Origin of the sequence: Vibrio sp. (assembly GCF_038138445.1) — a bacterium.
GTDB lineage: Bacteria > Pseudomonadota > Gammaproteobacteria > Enterobacterales > Vibrionaceae > Vibrio.
Genome location: NZ_JAYQDQ010000079.1, coordinates 1 through 18,456, shown reverse-complemented (window position 1 = coordinate 18,456; position 18,456 = coordinate 1). Strand labels below are relative to the sequence as shown.

Sequence of the window (18,456 nt, the reverse complement as noted above, 5' to 3'; positions counted from 1 at the left end):
ACTCGCCCGTTAGCCGTGATGCGCATTTCTTTGAGCTGGGTGGGCATTCGTTATTGGCAATGAAGCTGGTTGCAGCAATTAATGATACGTTTTCAACGCATCTATTAATTAAAACCATTTTCTCAAATAGTTATTTACATCAACTTGCCGAGCAAATTGATAACCAGCATTCAAAAGAAAATGTATGGCAGCCGCTTGTGGAAATGCATTCAAACGATGAGAGCATGAAGAGCTTACCTATTGTCTATGCAGTGCCTGGAGCTGGAGGGTCAAGCGCTGCTTATCAAGCACTCGCTAAAGCACTGGAACCCTATGCGAAAGTCGTTGTGCTGGAGCCCAAAGGTATAGCTGGTGATCAGGCACCACATAAAAACTGGGCTGAAATGTTGGACGAATATACGGAGGAGATACAGCGCTACCAACCTAATGGGCCGCACTGGCTATTGGGTCATTCTTATGGTGGCAGAGTCGCATTTGAAATAGCGATCAGACTGGAAGCGCAAAACAAAGAGGTAAGTTGCATCCTGCTTGATGCTGAACTTTGTGGCGTCATGGCGGAGGACATGCCTGAAGATACGTTAAGTACAGAAGAAAAAGTTCTCAGTGTTATGCAAGAGTTTCTGGATGTGACTGTTTCTCCTTTGGGCTCATTGAGTCAAGAACAAGCAAAAGCTGAATTGATTCAACTGATGACAACTGCTGGTTTAATTTCGCAAGAAAGGGGGACTCGACAAGTAGAAGCCATATTGGAGATATACAACACTCAGGAAGAAATCAGTATTAATTATCGAGCGAGCCAGTCGATTGATGGGCCATTGACGTTGCTGTATAGCAAGGAGTCTTTCTCTCAAGAAAGCCTTCTTAAGGTTCATGAATCACACGGAAAACTCAGTCAAAAGGGCTTCTCCTGTTATCCAGTGGAAGGCACACATGTTTCTATGCTTAGGCCGCAGCATGTACATAGTATCGCTAACTCTGTGCGTGATTTAATTCACGCTAAAAGCGATGGAGCAATAATGGAGTAATAATTTAGCTAAACCTAAAAATAGTAATATTCAATAGCCAGTTTGTTAAGCTGGCTATTGAGCTGACCTAAACTGTACTAATTCAGACCTGATCTGTCAGTTTCGCTACCTAGATGTGACTAGATCTGGCAGGTTGCCCAAAAACGGTTCTGTCCAGAGCTTTCACAGTTGGCACTTCGTAACTCAGAAGTGCCCAAGGAAGTCCTAGCGACGATCTCGGCAAACACGTCTTGCCCCGTTACGTGTTAGAGTGATTATTCGTTGGTGAATCGTGCCACGGAAATCAGATTACATTTTCTTATGATGAGTGCTCTGTATCACTCATATAGATTAAAGGCCTTACTGGCTAATGGTCGGAAAACTCACTAGAAATCTTGATGAAAAGATCTTCTTGAGCTAAAAACGCTTCGATCACTTGTGGATCAAAGTGTTTCCCCCTCCCCTCCAATATAATGTTTTTTGCCTGTTCATGAGTCATTGGGTCTTTGTAAACCCTTTTACAGATAAGCGCGTCATACACGTCTGCCACCGCCATTAAACGAGCACTGAGCGGAATATCATCGCCTGCATAGCCATTTGGGTAGCCAGAACCGTCCCATTTTTCATGATGCCCGTATGCGATCTCTTTCGCCGCGCTGATCAGATCGTTATGCGCCCCAGAGAGTTGTTCCGCTCTCTCAAGTGCCTGCAATCCCAAGGTAGTGTGGGATTTCATGATCTCAAACTCCTTTTTGGTCAGCTTTCCAGGTTTAAGTAAGATCGAATCGATGATGCCGACTTTGCCAATATCGTGTAGTGGGGCAGCTTTGAAGTAAGTATCGATCTTTTTCGGGGTGAGTAACTCGCGGTACTTTTCATTTTCTGCCAAGTATTCAGCAAGCAGCTTCACGTAATGTTGAGTCCGCAATATGTGGTTGCCGGTTTCTGGATCGCGAGTTTCCGCGAGGCTAGCAAGTGCAAATACTACCGCGTCCTGCATTCGGTCGAGTTCACTCGAACGTTTGAGTACTTCCGTTTCTAGGTAGCCGTTTTGATCGCGCAAAAAATCTTTGGATCGTTTGTTCTGCAAATGGGTCCTGACTCGAGAACGAAGAAGCGGAATATTGACAGGTTTGTGGATGTAGTCTGCCGCGCCTAACTCGAACCCCAGTTTTTCGTCCTCTTGCGAATCTTTCCCTGTTAAGAAGACCACTGGGATATGGCGTGTTTTGGGGTTGCTTGTGACAAAGCGAATTAAGTCATAGCCGGACATTTCAGGCATCACCACGTCGAGCAAAATCAAATCAACATCGAACTGTTCAAGTACATGTAGTGCCATTTGGCCCGATTTCGCTGCTTTAATCTGGTAGCGACCTGCTAACCCTTGCGCCATAAAGGCGAGGTTATCTGGGGAGTCATCCACCAATAAGACTGTGCAATCATCTAATTTTTCAATCGGCATCTCGTGATCTCATTCAGATTTTTTTAAGCATCTTGTTAAGTGCATACTAAACTATAGTCAAGTAGTGCTGAAAATCACCTTAACTCATTAGTATTAGAAGATGTCGATGCCATCAATCCGAATTTTATTTACCGTACTGTTTTTGGCGATGGGCCTATGCTCTGTTGTCATGTTTGCCGTATCGGTAAAGCTGTCCGATTTGTATGTTGATAGTCGCAATCACCAGAAGCAACTTCATTTGTTTTATCGAATTTCGCAGGAGCTCAAGCAAAGCTCTGACAATTTGACCAAATTTGCGCGTGCATACAGCGTGACCGGTGATGAGCGTTGGGAAACCTTGTTCAATCGATTTTAAGTGTGCGGACTGGTCAAGCCCCCATACCTGAGGGTAACGAATATGAGTACTGGGATGTGGTCGCCAATGCGGAGTTCGATTTAACCATCTTGACTCTAGGTAGCAGTAAACCGCTGTTAGATCGAATCAAAGACTCAGGGATCAGTACGATCGAGTTTTTTGAGCTCAAAAATGCGCTGGCGTTGTCAGATTCTTTAGTTCAGCTCGAACGTGAAGCATTTCTGGCTATTAAGGGATATCAGCAAGTTGACGATGGAAAGTTGGTTTACATGGGAAAACCCGATCTCGAAAAGGCGCAATCACTGCTTTATGGCAATGAGTACTTCGCCGAGAAAGAAAGAATCATGAAAGCCATCGCGTCGGCAAATCAATCGATTCTAAACCGGATTGAAGGACAAATCGCTGAGGAAAACCTTCTTGCTGACAAGTATGAAGCGATCAAGCGCGCCATATTGGGCATCCTCTTGCTCTCCATTGCAGTCTCGTTTTTGTTGCTTTGGCGCCTCTACATTAGCCCGCTAAGTCAACTGCTGCGCACCGTTGTTGGTCAAGTGAAACGGAAAGACTACGCGTTTACGATTACCCAAACCGCCTATGCGGAACTGCAAAAGTTTATCGATAGCTTGAATGTGGTGTTCCATCACATATCCGAGCAATTGAGCCACAATACCTTGGTCAAAGATTTCAATATTGTTCTGCGTACCAGTCAATCGACGCAAGCCCTAGCGCGAGAGGTGACTCAATTCCTCCTCCACCAATTTCCTATTCAACAGATTGGGGTCTATATCCACCAAGATGACGTGTTAAAGCGCATTGCGGGCGTCGGTTTTGGTGAAGGAAGTGCTAATGTTATTCGAGATGATTCTGCAACTGAAATGAGTGTTTTGTTGTCAGGGGAGCCGTACAGCATGAAGTCTCTGAAAGGCAAATACGCTATGCAGGTGAATGGCGCGTCGTTGGAGTTGAACGAGATTTACTACTTCCCACTTTGCGTCAAAGGTAAGCCAGTGGCGCTTCTTGAACTTGGGACAGTCGATGTTTTAACCCCGCAGCAATACCAATGGCTGATTCAAATGCTCGATGATTTGTCTGTCAGCATTCAATTGAGCCAAAATGTGGAGTTGCAAAGAAAAGTAGAGAAAAAAGTGCTTGAGCAATCTCAGCTCAATCAAGAGATTTTGAATGCGACACCAAACCCAATGTATTGCTTATCGCCTCACGGCAAATATCTCACCGTAAACGCAAAATTTTGTGAAATGTTTGGTTTGACGATGCAAGAGATCGTTGGCCGAACGCCCAATGAGGTGTTCAATGCCAGTACTGGTCAAGTGTTTACGACCGTTCACCAAGAGCTTCGTCAAACAAAAGGCAGTCGAAACTACGAGCTCTCTCTTTGTGATAGCAGTAGTCAAAACCGCGAAATGCTGGTGTATGAAGCGTCCTTCAGCAATGGGGATGGCGAAATTTCTGGCATTGTCGGCATTCTACTCGATCTGACAGAGCGCAAGCAGTTTGAAAATGAGTTGCGAGAAGCAAAAGAACTGGCCGATGCCATGAGCCAAGCGAAAGGGGATTTCTTGGCCAATATGAGTCACGAGATACGAACGCCAATGAATGCCATTCTTGGCATGGCGCATTTGGCACTCAATACAGAGCTTGATCCTTCGCAGAAAAAATACCTCACAAGGATTAATGAATCGGCCAAAAACCTGCTCGGTATTATCAACGACATTCTCGACTTTTCTAAAATTGAAGCCGGTAAACTTACTGTAGAGTCAATCGACTTCAGTCTTGATGAAGTATTCGACAACCTTGTCAACGTTGTTTCTTACAAAGCACATGAGAAAGGGGTCGAGTTCTTGCTCGATATTGACCCTAAAGTCCCGTTCGGCTTGGTGGGAGACCCACTTCGTTTAGGTCAGGTATTGGTTAACTTGTGCAGTAATGCGGTGAAGTTTACCGAAAAAGGCGAAATCGTTGTCTCTGCTTTGGTCGAGCAACTGGATGAGAATCGAGCAACGATCCGATTCTCGGTGAAAGATACCGGAATTGGCATCGCGAAAGAGAAAATCGAGCATCTATTTAGAGCATTTTCTCAAGCAGACAGCAGCATTACGCGACAATTTGGTGGAACAGGGCTTGGGCTGAGCATCAGCAAACAGCTTGTCGAGCTTATGGGTGGCGAGCTCGTGGTGTCGAGTTCAGAAGGTACTGGGTCGGTATTCAGTTTCACCATCGAGTGTGGTTTGCAAGAGGCCAAAATGCGTGACCTTTCTGAGCCAGTAAGTGCGCTCGCAGGTAAACATGCTCTGATCGTTGATGACAATGATTCTGCACGCAGTATTTTGCGAACGTTGCTCACCGTCATGCACTTTGATGCCAAGGCAGTCAGCAATGCCTACGAAGCACTCGACGAGCTTAAAGAACGTGCCTACGACATGCTCTTTGTTGATTGGACTATGCCGGGTATGAATGGACTAGAACTGGTGCAAAAGGCCCACGATGAGCGCCTCCTACCTGATTGTAAAGTCTTCCTTGTTACCGCATATGGGCGTGAGCTTTCATTAACCGAGCAGAGCAGAAAACTTATCGATGCGCTTATCGTTAAGCCGGTCAATCCATCCAACTTGCTTGACGCTGTAATGGACAGTTTTGGTATTAAGTGCGTTATCAGCAAGATCACTCCTTCTGACAATGTTCGACCACGATTCGAGAAACAGACCGTGTTGCTCGTCGAAGATAACGAAGTGAATCAAGAAGTGGCACTCGGATTATTGAGTGATACAAACCTAGACGTTTTGGTCGCTAATCACGGGCAAGAAGCGATAAAAATGCTTGGCCATCATAAGGTGAGTTTAGTACTGATGGATATGCAAATGCCGGTGATGGATGGCATTACAGCGTGTCAAGAAATTCGCAAAAAAGACGAATGGCAAGAACTGCCGATTGTCGCGATGACTGCCAATGCCATGCAAAGTGATATCGAACGCTGCATCAACGCCGGAATGAATGGCCACATCGCGAAGCCAATCAATGTCGCCAACCTTTACCAAACGCTGCAGCAATATTTGCCGCTTGAGGGCGATCAGCCGCCAAGCGTATCTCCACCTCAAGACAAAGAGTCTTCGACTGAATCCTACCCCGAGCTCACAGGGGTTGATGTCGCCCAAGCTATCTTCGACACGGGTGGTAACGCCGATTCATATTTCTCCATATTGGAACGCTTTTTAGATGCTCAAAAAATAGACGCGCATTCATTGCGAGCGATCATCGTTGAAGAAGATTGGGACTGCGCCGAAAGAATGGCGCATACCCTGAAGGGAGCCTCAGCAAACTTAGGGATCCATGATTTGACCGACTTAGCGATAAAAATTGAAAAACGGGTGAAAGCCTGTGATAGCAGTGCAATAGATGTGGTGGATCAAGCTCAGCAGATGGTTCTTATGCTCAGAGGGCAAATGCAAGCGTGGCGTGGTAAACACACCACGTCTGATCAACCATCATGTGATGAGATGAAAGCAATGTACCTGAGCTTGGTGGATAAAGTTGAGAATTATGATGTGACAGCATTGGACATTATCAATCAGGCGAAACACTGTGATTTATGGAATGACGAAGAGAAACAACAACTTATCGAACTCATAGAAAATTTTGAGTTTGAGCAGGCAAAACAATTACTAGATAAGCTACCACAGCCAGAATGAAGTAGGCACACCGAGTAACCCCAAGATAAATAGACAACGTTAGGCGGTTTTCTTTAAGGATAGGGGAAATCAATATGAATATTAACAACACTATGAAATGGGTGTTTGTTGTAATATGCTTCGGTATCATCATTAATGTGGTTACGGTGATGCAGCTCAATGGTCTACTGCAGCAAGTGGATACAATGGCTAAGGTGCGGTACCAATCGTATCAAGCGGCGGATGAGCTCAGACAGAGTTCGGATGACTTAACACGTCTGGGTAGGACCTACGTACTGACAGGCGATGAGACCTACGAAAAAATGTACATGGACATTCTCGCGATTCGAAATGGGGATAAGCCAAGACCACAAAACTATCACACCATCTATTGGGATTTGGTTCTAAACTATGGTCAAAAGCCTAAGCCTGATGGGAAGCGAGTCTCTCTCCAAGCGATCATGGAGGATCTTGGATTTTCCGACCAAGAATTTCGATTGCTGAAAGAAGCGCAAGGTAACTCTGATGCTTTGGTGAACATGGAAGTCAGAGCAATGAATGCGGTAAAAGGGCTCTATCCTGACGCCAGTGGCAACTACACCAAGCGGGGCGAACCCGATTTAGAGATGGCAGCGCAATTGCTCCATAGTAAGCAATACCATCAAGAGAAAGCTAAAATCATGGCACCGATTGATGAGTTTTTTACCGCTCTAGAAGCGCGGACCTCTTCTCAGTTCAACAATGCTGCTCAAGATGTGAGAACAACGGTGTTGTTCGGTAACATCTCTTTGGTTGCTGTGTTTGTTATTGCTATTGTGGGATACGTCATTGTCAATCGCAAAGTCGTAAAACCGATTGATGAGATGGCGAAAGTCCTCAAGCAAGTTGATGTGGATTCGGATTTGACCTTGCGGGTTGAAGATGGAAGCCAAAATGAACTCGGCGTGATTGGCACGACCATCAATAAAGTACTCGTTAGTTACGCCACGACCATCACTAAGATAAACCAAGTGAATTCGACCATTTCTCAGATTTCTGAAGCGATCCAAGGCATTACTCAGCGCAACATCACTATGGCAAACCAGCAGAACCAAGAGATGGAAATGGCCGCCACAGCAATGGAAGAGATGACAGCGGCGCTTTCGAATGTTGCCCAAAGCACCAATATGGCGGAAGAGTATGCGGGCAGCGCAGAAAAAGAAGCCTCCACCAGTAAGCAAGTGTTTGATAAAACCACCTCAGAGTTTGGACAGCTTGAGGGCGAGTTCTTCAACACCGCAGAGATCATTCAACAATTGGCTGAAGAATCGAACAATGTTGGTAACGTGTTGGATGTGATTAAAGCCATTGCCGAACAAACTAACTTGTTGGCACTAAATGCGGCGATAGAGGCAGCCCGTGCGGGTGAACAAGGCCGAGGATTCGCCGTGGTTGCTGATGAAGTTCGTTCCTTAGCGCAAAGAACCCAAGATTCGACGGGTGAAATTGAAGGCATTATTCAAACGCTGCAAGAAAAAGCGAAGCAGTCGACGGTGATGATTCAAAGCAGCTCGGAAAAAATGCAGTCAACGCGAGAAAATATGGGCGTTGCGAATGATGCGCTTGGCACCATCCAAGGCTCTGTAATTGAAATTCATAAACTGAATACGTCAATCGCCGCAGCGACTGAAGAGCAATTGACGGTCAGTGATGAGATTTCAGGTAACCTATCTAATATCAATAACTTGTCATCGGATATGAATGAGTCCATCAATCAGCTGGAACCAATTGTTCTCGATCTAACACGCAATGTCGACGATCTAAATGGTGCGATTCACCATATTCGTACTTAGCGTTTATTGTCTGGCTCGGTTTGCTGTGGGGTGTAAGGTTCCCAGAGTAAACTGCCATTGGTTTTGTAGTAGCTAAGTGGATTTGGCCATTACATTAATGGTTTTGCTATACCTAAAGTAATCCGTTAAATGCTAATTTAACAATACACATAGCACGGAACTGTCCAAAATAGTGTTGTACCGAGATCTCTAGAACTTGGTCGCGTTTCGATTCGCCGAGCTATTTAAAATTAATATTGAGTCTCGTTGACTCGAATGAGCTAATGATTTTAGCAAAGATTCGCTTTAAGCCTCATTGAAAAGCTTTTATAAGCCAACTGCGAGCAATAAAAAATCAGACAAACGGAAGTTTGTCTGATTTTTTAATACACCAAGCTTAGGTTTTGCCCAAACTAGGCACTTTGTCTAAATTTAGAATGCTTTGTCTAAAATTAGAATACTCTGGCACACTAAAAACTACTCTTCGTAGTTATCAATACTTGGGCAAGAGCAAATAAGGTTACGGTCGCCGTATACGTTATCTACGCGGTTAACCGTTGGCCAGTATTTCCACTGTTTAGTTGCCTGTGATGGGAAACAGCCGAGCTCACGCGAGTATGGGCGTTCCCACTCGTCAGCAGACAAGTCTGCTTGTGTATGAGGTGCGTTGACTAGCGGGTTGTTCTCTAGTGGCCACTCACCGTTTTTCACCTTGGTCATTTCTTCACGAATGGCGATCATCGCCTCGCAGAAACGATCGATTTCTTCTAAGTCTTCTGACTCAGTTGGCTCAACCATGAGTGTGCCAGCCACAGGGAAAGACATGGTCGGTGCATGGAAACCGTAGTCCATTAGACGTTTGGCGATGTCTTCCTCGCTGATACCTGTCTCTTCTTTTAATGGACGAATGTCGATAATACATTCGTGAGCTACACGACCATTAGTACCACGGTAAAGTACCGGATAATGAGGACGTAGGCGCTCCATCATGTAGTTAGCATTTAAGATAGCGACTTTGGTGGCTTCTGTTAGGCCAGCTTCGCCCATCATGGCGATGTACGCCCAAGAAATAGGCAAGATAGAAGCGCTGCCAAGATCGGCTGCAGCAATCGCTAGATCGTCACCTTCAACACCGTTTTCAATATGGCCCGGCAGGAAAGGAGCTAGGTGCGATTTAACACCAATTGGCCCCATACCTGGACCACCACCACCGTGCGGAATACAGAAAGTTTTGTGCAGGTTCAAGTGAGAAACGTCAGAGCCAATAAAGCCTGGTGACGTCAAACCAACCTGAGCATTCATGTTCGCGCCATCAAGGTAAACTTGACCACCAGCCGCATGAACCATCTCACACACTTCTTTCACTTGCTCTTCGTACACACCGTGCGTTGAAGGGTAGGTGATCATAATGCTAGACAGGTTGTCTTTGTGCTTTTCGATCTTAGCCGCAAGATCGCTCACATCGATGTTACCGTCTTCATCACATTTTACGACCACAACCTTCATCGACACCATAGAAGCGGTCGCAGGGTTTGTGCCATGTGCTGAGCTTGGGATCAAACAAACGTTACGGTGTCCTTCACCACGACTTTCGTGGTAGCGCTGAATGGCGATTAGACCAGCGTATTCACCTGATGCACCTGAGTTTGGCTGCAAAGAGAAGGCGTCATAGCCTGTGATTTCACACAGCTTCTGCTTGAGGTCTTCGGCAAGGGCTGTGTAACCTGCGGCTTGCTCTAGTGGTGCGTAGGGGTGAATCGCACCAAACTCAGGCCAAGTCACAGGGATCATTTCTGCGGCGGCGTTGAGCTTCATGGTGCAGCTACCAAGCGGGATCATGCCGTGAGTCAAAGAAAAGTCTTTGTTCTCTAGCTGCTTAAGGTAGCGCATCATTTGCGTTTCGCTGTGATGCGTGTTGAACACAGGGTGAGTCAGGTATTTAGATGTACGGCGCAGCGCTTCAGGAATGGCAGCAAACTCGTTTGATGCAATTTCAGTGGATAGCGCATTGACATCTTCTTTCACGCCAAAAACCGCGAACAAGGCTTGGATATCTTCCGTTGTAGTGGTTTCATCCAAGCTCACCCCTAACTGGTCTTTAAGTAGACGAAGATTGATGTCTGCGGCTTGCGCTTTAGCATACACTTCATCTGTATTCGCTGCGGTATTAATGGTGATAGTATCAAAGAAGCTGTTATGAGCTAGCTCGAAACCAGATTTAGTCAGACCTGCCGCTAAGATAGCCGTCATGTGGTGTGTACGACGTGCGATAGTGCGTAGACCTTCTGCACCGTGGAATACGGCGTAGAAAGCAGCCATGTTAGCCAACAGTGCTTGCGCAGTACAGATGTTAGATGTCGCTTTTTCGCGGCGAATGTGCTGCTCACGAGTTTGCATCGCCATGCGCAGTGCTTGTTTACCCGTGCTGTCGATAGACACACCAATAACACGGCCTGGAATGGTACGCTTGTGTTTCTCACGTGTTGCCATAAAGGCAGCGTGAGGACCGCCGTAACCCATAGGTACGCCGAAACGTTGAGTTGAACCAATCACCACGTCAGCGCCCATTTCACCTGCTGGTTTTAAAAGCGCAGAAGCAAGAAGGTCAGTTGCCACGGCAACCAAAATTTTGTTAGCTTGAGCTTTGGCGATGATGTCTGTGATGTCACGAACTTCACCTGTCGTATTCGGGTACTGGACCAGCGCGCCGAATACGTCTTGTTCTGCCAGCGAGTCTAGTGAACCGACCAACACGTCAAAACCAATGTATTTTGCACGGGTTTTGATCACTTCCAGCGTTTGTGGGTGAACATCGTCTGCAACAAAGAAGACGTTGCTTTTGCTCTTTCCTGCACGCTTACACAGTGTCATGGCCTCGGCTGCAGCGGTGGCTTCATCGAGCAGCGACGAATTGGCAATGTCCATGCCTGTTAGATCCATGACCATCTGCTGGAAGTTAAGCAGTGCTTCTAGGCGACCTTGTGAGATCTCAGGTTGGTATGGTGTGTATGCCGTGTACCAGCCTGGGTTTTCCAGTACGTTACGCAAGATGACATTAGGCGTGAACGTGTTGTAGTAACCTTGTCCAATAAAGGTGCGCTTAACTTGGTTTTTGTTAGCGAATTCACGCATGGCGTCAAGCATGTCTGCTTCGCTCATAGCTTCTGCTAGAGCCATTGGCTTCTCAACACGGATTTGCGCAGGTACAGTTTCGTCGATTAAGGCATCAAGGCTAGTTGCTTTGATGACATCCAACATTTTTTGCTGGTCTTGTTTGTTAGGGCCGTTGTGGCGAGCAACGAACTCATTTTGGGTGCTAAGGCTTTGAAGTAATTCAGTCATTGTCCTTTACCTACTCCATCATTCGGGTATTGGATATCACTACTGATATAAGTAATTATACGTCCGAACTTTGAAAAAAAGCTGCCCCCTTAAGTGGGACAGCTTTACACATTTGCCTATTACTCGTCTTCGATTGAGCTTAGGTACTCTTCTGCATCTTTAAGATTGTCGAGCTCAGAAGCATCTGACATTTTCACTTTGACAATCCAGCCGCCTTCATAAGGCTCTTCGTTGATAAGCTCTGGGCTATCTTCGAGCTCTTCGTTGATTGCAACGACTTCGCCTGTAATTGGGGCGTAGATGTCTGAAGCTGCTTTCACAGATTCAACCAAAGAGAAACTATCACCGGCGTCGATTTCAGCTTCTACTTCAGGAAGGTCAACGAAAACGACGTCACCTAGCATTTCTTGTGCATGTTCAGAAATACCGATAGTTGCTGTGCCGTCACCGTTGTCACGTACCCATTCGTGGCTGTCTGCAAACTTCAGTGTTTTGTCCATTGCTTAGTCTCCAAAAAATAACTTTGTTTAAATTTGTTTACTGGTAAAGAGGGAAGCGGTTACACAATGCTTTCACTTCTTTGCGAACGCGTTGTTCCACTTCTGCGTCACCTTCTGGGTTGTTGACTAGCCCATCCAGTACGTCGCCAATCCAATTACCAATGAGTTTGAATTCTTCAGCGCCAAAGCCGCGGCTTGTCCCCGCAGGCGTACCTAAACGTATACCCGATGTAATCATAGGCTTCTCAGAATCGAATGGAATACCATTTTTATTACATGTGATCCCTGCACGCTCTAGCGCTTCTTCTGCTTTGTTGCCTTTCAATCCTTTAGGACGAAGATCAACTAGCATTAAGTGTGTGTCTGTACCACCTGTGACAATGTCACAGCCGCGAGTTTGTAGTACTTCTGCCAATACCTTGGCGTTATTGATTACGGAATCAATGTAGCTTGAAAACTCAGGACCAAGCGCTTCACCAAATGCTACGGCTTTAGCCGCGATAACGTGCATTAGTGGGCCACCTTGAAGACCTGGGAAGACGGCAGAGTTGATCTTTTTGATGATGTCTTCATGGTTAGTCAAGATCATGCCGCCGCGTGGGCCACGCAGAGTTTTGTGTGTTGTGGTTGTCACTACGTGTGCATGTGGCAGCGGGCTAGGGTGTGCGCCTGTAGCAATTAGGCCTGCGATGTGCGCCATATCCACCATGAGAATGGCGTTGACTTCATCGGCAATTTCGCGGAATTTTGCAAAGTCGATAGTACGTGGAATCGCACTACCACCTGCGATGATCATTTTTGGTTTGTGCTCGAGTGCAAGGTCGCGAACGTCGTCATAGTTGATTTCGAGTGTTTCACGGTCAACACCATATTGAACAGCGTTAAACCATTTACCAGAAAGTGCAGGGCGAGCACCGTGAGTTAAGTGGCCGCCCGCATCTAACGACATACCTAATATGGTATCGCCAGGTTGCAGCAGAGCGAGCTTAACTGCGCCATTTGCTTGAGCGCCAGAGTGAGGTTGAACGTTTGCGTATTCGCATTTAAAAAGCTGCTTCGCACGCTCAATTGCGATGGCTTCTACGGTATCAACATGTTCACAACCGCCATAGTAACGACGACCGGGGTAACCTTCTGCGTATTTATTGGTTAAACATGTGCCCTGAGCTTGCATCACTGCTTTGGATACAATGTTTTCAGAGGCAATCAGCTCAATTTGTTCGTTCTGACGAGTATTTTCCGCTTGGATTCCAGCAAAAACCGCATCATCGGTAGCAGCAAGGTTGGTAGAGAAAAAATTCTCTAGGCTGTGATTTTGGTAACTGTTGTTCATGGTAGATGACCTTCCATTCGTGCTAACGAGATTATTAATAGGATTATTGCTCTCGTTAGTCCTCTTTCTGTTTACTGCCTTCATTACAAAGACAGGGTGAATTCCATACCCCAAATGATGTTTTCATCGCGGGGAAAAACCGAATCTCACTGCTAAATCACATTATCAGTCAGCTCGGAAATCGCATCTCTACAACTAACAAGTTGGTAACATAGCTCTTGTTGGGGCTATAATCAACTAAAAATTTCCTATTGGAAACATGGTTTCTGAAAATGTTACAGAGAGCACGGTTTATTTGTCTCAGTTATCTTTTTTATCCGATAGGCTTAGTGCACAATAAAAACCAACGTGAAATGGACATTCAATAAAGAGGGATACATGCCTGAAGATATCTATGACGAGTACCCATCTTTGACTCTGGCAAAAGAGGGTGACCAAAATATTGAGCCTCTAAAATTAGGTCAGAGAATTAAGGACATTCGAAGTAAGTTAGGGATCACTCTAGAGGAGGCAAGTCAGCGTACAGGACTGGCTCGTTCAACCTTGAGTAAAATCGAAAATGAACAGATTTCTCCAACATTTCAAGCGATGCAAAAGCTGGCGCTTGGTTTGCAAATAGACATGCCTCAACTCTTTGAACCACCGAGGAAAAAGGTGGCAACGGCACGCAGAGACATTACTAAGACAGGGCTGGGTAAACCTCACCCGACGCCTACCTATGAGCACGAGCTATTGGCAACCCAGTTGTCGAACAAGAAAATGATGCCATTTAAAAGTCGAATTCATGCTCGAAATTTTGAAGAATATGGTGACTGGGTTCGTCATGATGGCGAGGAATTTTTGCTGATTTTGTCTGGGTCTGTACTCTTTTATTCCGAGTTTTATGAACCTGTAGAATTGAGTGAAGGTGACAGTGTGTATTACGATGCCACTATGGGCCATATGCTGATTTCAACCAGTGAAGAAGACGCCAATATCTTATGGGTGACCGCCAAATAATGATGCATTTTTTATATTTCCTATAGTAAAAGCAAACGTTTGCTTTTTGGTTTTTTGTCAGTACAATAGCGCCATCTCGCCTGAGGTGGCGCTTTCTTTTGTCCTCAGAAAATGTGAAGATGATGTTAAATGTCACATTTTGAATGCTTGCTATCTCGTTAAGAGTGCAAAAAGGTCCAACTCGTGTTTATTATTGGAAACAAGGTTTCCTTGAATGGAAAACGGACCTGATTAAATGGAGACAACAATGACTCAAGATCTACTCAAAACACCCCTTCATTCCCTTCATGTTGAAGCGGGTGCGAAAATGGTTCCTTTCGCCGGCTATGATATGCCAGTTCAATACGCACTAGGTGTGAAAAAAGAACACTTGCATACTCGCGATGCGGCTGGGCTTTTTGATGTTTCTCATATGGGCCAGCTCAGACTGCACGGAGAGGGTGCGGCGGCTTTTCTTGAGTCTTTAGTTCCGGTTGATATTATCGACTTGCCGCAAGGTAATCAGCGTTACGCTTTCTTTACTAATGAACAAGGCGGCATTATGGACGATCTTATGGTAGCAAACCTAGGCGATCACCTATTTGTTGTTGTCAATGCTGCTTGTAAAGAACAAGATATCGCGCATCTAAACGCTCATTTACCGACTGGTGTTGAGCTTGAAGTGATTGATGATCGTGCTCTATTGGCACTGCAAGGCCCGAAAGCGGTTGAGGTGCTAAAGCGTTTCAACTCTGAAGTTGCTGATATGCTATTCATGGATGTCAAAAAGCTCGACATTCTTGGTGTTGAGTGCATCGTCAGTCGCAGTGGCTACACAGGTGAAGACGGCTATGAGATTTCTGTGCCGAGTACTCATGCCCAAGAGCTGGCAACCAAGCTAACTTCAGAAGAAGAAGTGGAGTGGATTGGTCTTGGTGCGCGTGATTCATTACGTCTTGAATGTGGTCTATGTCTGTATGGACATGATTTAGATACGACTACAACACCCGTTGAAGCAAGCCTCTTGTGGGGTATTCAGAAAGTTCGCCGAGCAGGTGGTGAGCGCGCTGGTGGATTCCCGGGAGCGGACATTATTCTCAAGCAGATTGAAACCAAAGATGTCTCGCGCAAACGTGTTGGCTTGGTTGGTCAAACTAAAGCCCCCGTTCGTGAAGGTGCAGAACTATTTGACGCTGACGACAACAAAGTCGGTGTTGTAACCAGTGGTACCGCAGGCCCTAATGCTGGCAAGCCGGTTTCTATGGCTTATGTTCGCGCTGATCTATCGGCTATTGGGACAGAATTATTTGCCGATGTTCGTGGTAAGAAACTACCGATGACAATCGAAAAAATGCCATTTGTACCTCAGCGTTATTATCGCGGCTAAAAAAAACTTGGTACTATTTTCAAATCAAACCTCTCTTTTTACGAGAGGTTTTTTCATTTTTGATACCGGGATATTGATTATATTATTTTTAATAAAATTAATGATTTATATCCTAACCCCTCTACCTTTTGTCAACTAAACTTAGGTTTAGCAGGCATAAAAGGGAGACGGAAAGATGAAGGCTTTACTTGGGTTTCTTGGTTTAATGCTGGTGGTATCCCGCGCAATGGCAAACGATGTATCAGCCTATATTGTTAATGGCACTAACGTTAGCAGTGCTGCAACATACCCTTCTTTTGCTAGCATGTTTTTTATTAGTGGAGCCTCTTACAGTAACTATTGTGGGGCAACTATGCTTAATAGCCAATACGCGCTCACCGCTGCCCACTGCATCTATGAAAACTTTAGTACTATGCTCAACACTTATGTCATTCCTCAGCTTTTGGATGAATCAACTTATGCCAGTGCTGAAAAAGCCAGAGCGTTGGAGTTTTATTTTCCTAGTGACTATATAGACTCAGGATTGGTACTCTGGCCCAACGATATCGCAGTGATTAAGCTTGAATCACCTCTATCTTCTGTTCCTGATTATACCTATTTACTCAATACGACGATTAACAACAGCTTTTCTGCTTCAGACACTTATATTGCGATAGGACATGGCCAAATTGCGGGTAACGTATCGGGCGGAACCATATTACAACAAACTAACCTTGACTATGTGTCCTTGAATGATTGCCGGTCTCAATATGGCTTAGTGACTGACAAACAAATATGTTTTGGAGGGGCTCAATCGGGTGGATATAGAAATTCGACGTGTAATGGCGATTCTGGGGGCCCTGTTTATATAGAAAGTGGCAGCCAATACATTCAAATTGGAATTACGAGCTTTGGTCCTAGGTCGTGTGGTGATGCATCTTTGACTGTAACTTCCGTTTTTACCGATGTTTACGATTATATTGGCTGGATAAACCAAGTAATAAATGGCCAAGAAGCCCCTAAGTATTACGTCACGACGATCAATGGGGAGCGCACTCTAGTCAGCAATATTATTACCGCGAATTCAGATTCAGGTGGGGGTATGAGTCCTCTTATTCTAGCTGTGCTAGCTCTATTGAGATTATCTAGTGGATTCATAAGACCAATTAAACCCTTTATGCTTCAGTAATAGCAGTTGTCGAAGTCATGACTTTTAGTTTGTATTCAACCTGTTTATTATCCGGAAGGGTTCAATGTGTCTCATAATTGATAATTATCAATTGTTATGCTGCTATTCATAGGAAGTCATTGGGTAAATTGCTAATTTTTACCGGGTTAGCTTGACAATTTTTACCGAATCAATATTGTTGCATCGATCAATAAGAATGAGCCGGAGTATGTCAATATGGCTAATCAACCGACCTATGAAGTAACTTTCCTCTCCGATGTATCTATGCAGTCTAGAGTGTTTAATGATTCATTAAAGAATGGTATTAAACCCAATGTTTGTATGGTTGCAGTCGATCAATTAGTCGAATCTGTATCTGGTGGTTCTCGCCTTGGAGACTATGTTTTATTTGACTACCACTACTTGGATGAAAGTAAGCTGGAGCAATACAACCAGGCAAGGCTAGCTAGTGGAAATAATGCTAGAGAAATTATCATAAACTGCCCGAGAGAGACGTCATCAGAAGAGTTATTTAAATGGCGAAATTTAGTCGGAGTTTTTTATCTTGATGATGATATGTCGACACTCTTCAGTGGCTTGGAAAAAATTTTTGACGGAGAAATGTGGTTAACTCGCCAGGTCGCTCAAGATCATATCGAGTATTTTAGGAGTATGACGACAGCAAAAACGTCTCAAGCATACGCAAACCTTACAAAACGCGAAAAACAAATAATGTATTTGCTTGGGCATGGCGCATCTAACGGACAAATAGCCGATGAGCTTGTTGTCACAGAAAATACGGTTAAAACACATTTGCATAATATATTTAAGAAAATCAATGCTAAAAATCGACTTCAAGCACTTCTTTGGGCAAACAATAATATTGCATTAGAAGAAAGATATTAAGCCTAGTAGCAACAATTCTGTTTCATAAGCCGGTCTGCATCTTCCAATATAGTAAATTTCAACTGCATGACACTAAAAAATATCTTCCTTGACTTAATAACGACAATTTCACTACTTCTATCATGAGTTTTATTGACAATCCTATATTAAGCGTCCATTTAGCCTCTGCGCAACCATGTTTTGCGGAAGAGTTTGACAATATGAAGGATCCATTTTACTCGCCCCACCGTCATGAATATTGGGAGATTGTTTGGTGCTTAAAGGATGAAGGTAGCCAATATGTTGACTTCACTGAGTATCAAAACCGTGCCAATCGACTTTTCACCATTACTCCAGGCCAAGTACATTCTTCTCACTGCATGGGTAATGACGTACGTTTCTTGGTTTTTGCTACAGGCTTTATCGATACACACCCTCGAAATAACCAACTGATTAATAGTGTTTTTTCTTCATTCGATAGAATGCCATATATTGACTGTTGTGATGAGGGTATAGTGCTGAGGGATCCCCTCATAAATCCGCCAGTGCATAGCCATCTTTTAAGAGCT

11 protein-coding genes and 1 pseudogene are annotated in these 18,456 nt (G+C 44.8%); 8 read left to right on the top strand and 4 right to left on the bottom strand.

Features of this window, described 5'->3' with window-relative positions; genetic code table 11:
• The coding region (locus AAFM34_RS16725) for an alpha/beta fold hydrolase (RefSeq protein WP_341664738.1) at nucleotides 1-1,025 on the top strand (1,025 nt) is incomplete at its 5' end.
• A gap of 346 nt (nucleotides 1,026-1,371) precedes the next feature.
• On the opposite strand, the gene AAFM34_RS16720 is transcribed toward AAFM34_RS16725, so the two are convergent.
• Nucleotides 1,372-2,466 carry a two-component system response regulator gene (locus tag AAFM34_RS16720; RefSeq protein WP_341664736.1) on the bottom strand — a complete coding sequence of 365 codons (1,095 nt, stop codon included), beginning with the start codon at nucleotides 2,464-2,466 and terminating at the stop codon, nucleotides 1,372-1,374.
• A 106-nt stretch (nucleotides 2,467-2,572) separates the two neighbouring features.
• On the opposite strand from AAFM34_RS16720, the pseudogene AAFM34_RS16715 reads away from it, so the two are divergent.
• A pseudogene (locus AAFM34_RS16715) lies at nucleotides 2,573-6,525 on the top strand (response regulator).
• Between the two features lie 74 nt (nucleotides 6,526-6,599).
• On the top strand, nucleotides 6,600-8,336 hold the full coding sequence (locus tag AAFM34_RS16710; RefSeq protein ID WP_341664734.1) for a methyl-accepting chemotaxis protein: 1,737 nt from the start codon (nucleotides 6,600-6,602) through the stop codon (nucleotides 8,334-8,336).
• Nucleotides 8,337-8,792: 456 nt separating this feature from the next.
• Here the strand turns inward: AAFM34_RS16710 and gcvP are convergent, their stop codons facing one another.
• From gcvP to AAFM34_RS16695, 3 genes are all read right to left on the bottom strand, one after another.
• Nucleotides 8,793-11,657: an aminomethyl-transferring glycine dehydrogenase gene (gene gcvP, locus AAFM34_RS16705; RefSeq protein WP_341664732.1), complete on the bottom strand. Its 2,865-nt coding sequence runs from the start codon at nucleotides 11,655-11,657 to the stop codon at nucleotides 8,793-8,795.
• A gap of 119 nt (nucleotides 11,658-11,776) precedes the next feature.
• Complete coding sequence (gene gcvH, locus AAFM34_RS16700) at nucleotides 11,777-12,157, bottom strand: glycine cleavage system protein GcvH (RefSeq protein WP_341664730.1); 381 nt, start codon at nucleotides 12,155-12,157, stop codon at nucleotides 11,777-11,779.
• 37 nt (nucleotides 12,158-12,194) lie between these two features.
• Nucleotides 12,195-13,490 (bottom strand): serine hydroxymethyltransferase, encoded by a 1,296-nt coding sequence (locus AAFM34_RS16695; RefSeq protein ID WP_341664728.1) that lies wholly within the window; start codon nucleotides 13,488-13,490, stop codon nucleotides 12,195-12,197.
• A 378-nt stretch (nucleotides 13,491-13,868) separates the two neighbouring features.
• On the opposite strand from AAFM34_RS16695, the gene AAFM34_RS16690 reads away from it, so the two are divergent.
• From AAFM34_RS16690 to AAFM34_RS16670, 5 genes are all read left to right on the top strand, one after another.
• Entirely contained in the window at nucleotides 13,869-14,489 is a 621-nt protein-coding gene (locus AAFM34_RS16690) for an XRE family transcriptional regulator (protein ID WP_341664726.1), read from the top strand.
• Nucleotides 14,490-14,736: 247 nt separating this feature from the next.
• Entirely contained in the window at nucleotides 14,737-15,855 is a 1,119-nt protein-coding gene (gcvT, locus tag AAFM34_RS16685; RefSeq protein WP_341664723.1) for a glycine cleavage system aminomethyltransferase GcvT, read from the top strand.
• Nucleotides 15,856-16,030: 175 nt separating this feature from the next.
• Nucleotides 16,031-17,023, top strand: a complete 993-nt coding sequence (locus tag AAFM34_RS16680) for a trypsin-like serine protease (protein ID WP_341664721.1) — start codon at nucleotides 16,031-16,033, stop codon at nucleotides 17,021-17,023.
• Nucleotides 17,024-17,239: 216 nt separating this feature from the next.
• Complete coding sequence (locus AAFM34_RS16675; protein WP_341664719.1) at nucleotides 17,240-17,908, top strand: LuxR C-terminal-related transcriptional regulator; 669 nt, start codon at nucleotides 17,240-17,242, stop codon at nucleotides 17,906-17,908.
• 200 nt (nucleotides 17,909-18,108) lie between these two features.
• Nucleotides 18,109-18,456 (top strand): AraC family ligand binding domain-containing protein (locus AAFM34_RS16670; protein ID WP_341664717.1); only part of this gene is annotated, 348 nt, incomplete at its 3' end.

What these genes read in the sequence shown, in the direction of transcription:
- gcvH (WP_341664730.1), bottom strand. Translation starts at nt 12,157, where the DNA reads ATGGACAAAACACTGAAGTTTGCAGACAGCCACGAATGGGTACGTGAC.
- AAFM34_RS16675 (WP_341664719.1), top strand. Translation starts at nt 17,240, where the DNA reads ATGGCTAATCAACCGACCTATGAAGTAACTTTCCTCTCCGATGTATCT.
- AAFM34_RS16690 (WP_341664726.1), top strand. Translation starts at nt 13,869, where the DNA reads ATGCCTGAAGATATCTATGACGAGTACCCATCTTTGACTCTGGCAAAA.
- AAFM34_RS16710 (WP_341664734.1), top strand. Translation starts at nt 6,600, where the DNA reads ATGAATATTAACAACACTATGAAATGGGTGTTTGTTGTAATATGCTTC.
- gcvT (WP_341664723.1), top strand. Translation starts at nt 14,737, where the DNA reads ATGACTCAAGATCTACTCAAAACACCCCTTCATTCCCTTCATGTTGAA.
- AAFM34_RS16695 (WP_341664728.1), bottom strand. Translation starts at nt 13,490, where the DNA reads ATGAACAACAGTTACCAAAATCACAGCCTAGAGAATTTTTTCTCTACC.
- AAFM34_RS16720 (WP_341664736.1), bottom strand. Translation starts at nt 2,466, where the DNA reads ATGCCGATTGAAAAATTAGATGATTGCACAGTCTTATTGGTGGATGAC.
- AAFM34_RS16680 (WP_341664721.1), top strand. Translation starts at nt 16,031, where the DNA reads ATGAAGGCTTTACTTGGGTTTCTTGGTTTAATGCTGGTGGTATCCCGC.
- gcvP (WP_341664732.1), bottom strand. Translation starts at nt 11,657, where the DNA reads ATGACTGAATTACTTCAAAGCCTTAGCACCCAAAATGAGTTCGTTGCT.